The sequence below is a fragment of the Micrococcus sp. LASM2_SD2 genome (assembly GCF_057364565.1).
The window spans coordinates 1-2802 of the sequence record NZ_JBNFOB010000273.1 but is presented as its reverse complement, the minus strand read 5'-3'; the positions used below and the strand labels follow the sequence as shown (position 1 = coordinate 2802).

Below are 2802 nucleotides of genomic sequence, written 5' to 3'. Positions count from 1 at the left end.
CTCCACGTCCAGGGCCGCAGTCCGACCCCCACACCCCGGCCGCGTCCCCCCCGTCCGGTTTACCACGGCCCCCGCGCCCGGCCGCACCTCCGGTGGCGTCCAGCGCACCGATCCCCCGCGTTCCCGCGGCCCCGCCGACCGTCCTCGACGATGACGATGACGACCGAGACGACGACGAGTGGGATGATGACGACTGGGACGACGACGAGGACGACGATGACGACGACGATGACGACTGGGACGACGACTGACCGCGATGCGGGCCGTCGCCGGTGGTCCGCCGCTCCCGTCCGCGTCCGTCTGACGGTCCTGGTCGTCCTCATGACGATCGCCGCGCTCGTCTTCTCCGGCGTCACCGCCTACATGCTCCAACGCGCCTCCGTCTCCGAACGGGTCGACGATGCGCTCGGACGGACCGTCCAAGAGCTGAACTTGCTGTCCGAGAACGGCGTGGTCCCGGAGACGGGCAAGCCGATCTCCTCCGCCGCCGAGCTGATCGAGGTCGCCATGGTGCGCACCCTGCCGGTCCGCAACGAGGGACTGCTCGGACTGGAGAACGGCCGGGCCACCCTCGGCGCGGCCGACGCCGTCGAGCTGCGCCTCGAGGACGACCCCGAGCTCGTCGCCTGGGCCCTGGAGCGCGAGGACTGGGACTCGGTCCGCGTCTCCACGGTCACCACCTCCGAGACCACCTACCGGGCCACCGTGGTGCCCGTGGGCGGCACGGCACCCGAGGACCGGGGCGCGCTGCTGGTGGCGTTCGACATGGACGCCGAGGTCGACGTGTTGGAGGAGACCTACTCCGGCTACGCCCTCGCCGCGGTGCTGTGCTCCCTGCTGGTGGTGCTGCTGGCCTGGATCATGCTGCGCCGGGTGTTCACCCCGCTGGACCAGCTCAGCTCCACGGTCCGCACCATCACCGAGCGCGACCTCGGCCGCCGCGTCCCCGTCAGCGGCCACGACGACGTGGCCGCCCTCAGCACCGGCGTGAACGAGATGCTCGAGCGGCTCGAGGCCGCCTTCGCGTCCCAGCGCCAGCTGCTGGACGATGTGGGCCACGAGCTGCGCACCCCGATCACCATCGTCCAGGGCAACCTCGAGGTCATGGACCCGGAGGACCCGGAGGACGTGCGCGAGTCCATGGACATCTCCTTCGACGAGCTGCAGCGGATGCGCCGGCTGGTGGACGACCTCGTCATGCTGGCCAAGACCGCCCGCCCGGACTTCGTGCGCCCGGAGCCGGTGGACGTCGGCGCCCTGACCGCCTCCGTCCTGGACAAGGCCGCTCAGCTGGGCGAACGCACGTGGATCCTGGAGTCCACGGCGGAGACCGAGGCCATGCTCGACGTCCAGCGCATCACCCAGGCCTGGCTGCAGCTCGCCTCGAACGCCGTGCGCTACTCCGAGGACGGTACCCAGGTGCAGCTCGGCACCGCCGTCGATGACGGCACGCTCCGCCTCTGGGTCCGTGACCAGGGCATCGGCGTTGCCGCGGGCGACCGTGAGCGCATCTTCGAGCGCTTCGGCCGCGGCGCCAGCACCCGTCAGGAGGGCTCCGGGCTCGGCCTGACCATCGTCTCCGCGATCGCCGCCGCGCACGGCGGTCGTGTGACCCTGGAGTCCGTGGAGGGCACCGGCTCGGTGTTCACCATGGAGATCCCGCTGCGCACTCCCCCGAAGGACCGAGCCCCGGAGGCACCCACACCATGACGCCGATCCTGCTGATCGAGGACGAGGAGCGCATCGCCCGCTTCGTCACGAAGGGACTGAAGGCGGAGGGCTTCTCCGTCACGGTCGCCGAGACGGGCCAGGAGGGCCTGGGACTGGCGCTGACCGGCTCGTTCGAGCTCATCATCCTGGACCTGGGCCTGCCGGACGTGGACGGCTTCGAGGTCCTGCGCCGGCTGCGGGTGCACGACGAGACCGTGCCCGTCATCATCCTCACCGCCCGCTCGTCCGCCCAGGACACCGTCTCCGGCCTGACCGGCGGCGCGGACGACTACATGCCCAAGCCCTTCCGCTTCGCCGAGCTTGTGGCCCGCATCCGGCTGCGGCTGCGAGGCACCGGCACCGGCGTGCCGGCCACGTCCGAGGACCCGGTGCTCCGCCATGCCGACCTGGAGCTGGACCCGGTGGCGCACGACGTGCGGATCGACGGCCGGAGCGTGGACCTCTCCGCCCGCGAGTTCGCCCTTGCCGAGGAGTTCCTGCGCCACCCGGGCCAGGCCCTGAGCCGCGAGCAGCTGCTGGACAGCGTCTGGGGCTACGACTTCGACCCGGGCTCGAACGTGGTGGACGTGTACGTGCGCTACCTGCGCGGCAAGATCGGCGCCGACCGCATCCTCACCGTCCGCGGGGTGGGCTACCGGCTCGTCCACGAGGACGACTACCGGCGGAGCTGAGCCGGCCACAGACGCGGAACGGCCCGCCTCCTCGCGGCTGAGGAAGCGGGCCGTTCTGCGTCAGGTGCGGTGACGGGCGCCGGAGGCCGTGCGGCCTGCGGACGATCAGGAGGCGCGGCGGCGGGCCAGCACCGAGTCCAGGTCCAGGGACGGGGCGGCCTGCGCGCGGGCGCCGGCGGCGCTGCAGCTCCGAAACGCCCTCGGCCAGGCGCACGTCCCCGGACGGGGCCTTCGGCTCCGTCTCGATGCGGGCCGGCGCCGAACGCTGCATCTCCGGGGCGTCCAGGTAGGTCGGGCGGGGCACGGTGGGCAGCACCACGGTGCGGCGTGGCTCGGCCTGCTCGACGACCGGCGGGAGGGTCTCCTCCGCGGCCGGGGCCGTCGGCCGGCGCCTGCTGTG

3 protein-coding genes are annotated in these 2802 nt (G+C 72.6%); all 3 read left to right on the top strand.

The window, feature by feature from the left end; genetic code table 11:
* The first annotated feature begins 92 nt into the window (after positions 1-92).
* Positions 93-251 (top strand): hypothetical protein, encoded by a 159-nt coding sequence (locus tag AC2W7A_RS11290; RefSeq protein WP_485991435.1) that lies wholly within the window; start codon positions 93-95, stop codon positions 249-251.
* 70 nt (positions 252-321) lie between these two features.
* Positions 322-1710, top strand: a complete 1389-nt coding sequence (locus AC2W7A_RS11285) for a sensor histidine kinase (RefSeq protein ID WP_485991434.1) — start codon at positions 322-324, stop codon at positions 1708-1710.
* Positions 1707-2402 carry a response regulator transcription factor gene (locus tag AC2W7A_RS11280; protein WP_485991433.1) on the top strand — a complete coding sequence of 232 codons (696 nt, stop codon included), beginning with the start codon at positions 1707-1709 and terminating at the stop codon, positions 2400-2402. Before AC2W7A_RS11285 ends, AC2W7A_RS11280 begins: the two co-directional genes overlap by 4 nt.
* The last annotated feature ends 400 nt before the right edge of the window (positions 2403-2802 follow it).

Excerpts from the sequence above, each read along its gene's own strand:
- AC2W7A_RS11280 (WP_485991433.1), top strand. The coding sequence starts at position 1,707 with ATGACGCCGATCCTGCTGATCGAGGACGAGGAGCGCATCGCCCGCTTC.
- AC2W7A_RS11285 (WP_485991434.1), top strand. The coding sequence starts at position 322 with ATGACGATCGCCGCGCTCGTCTTCTCCGGCGTCACCGCCTACATGCTC.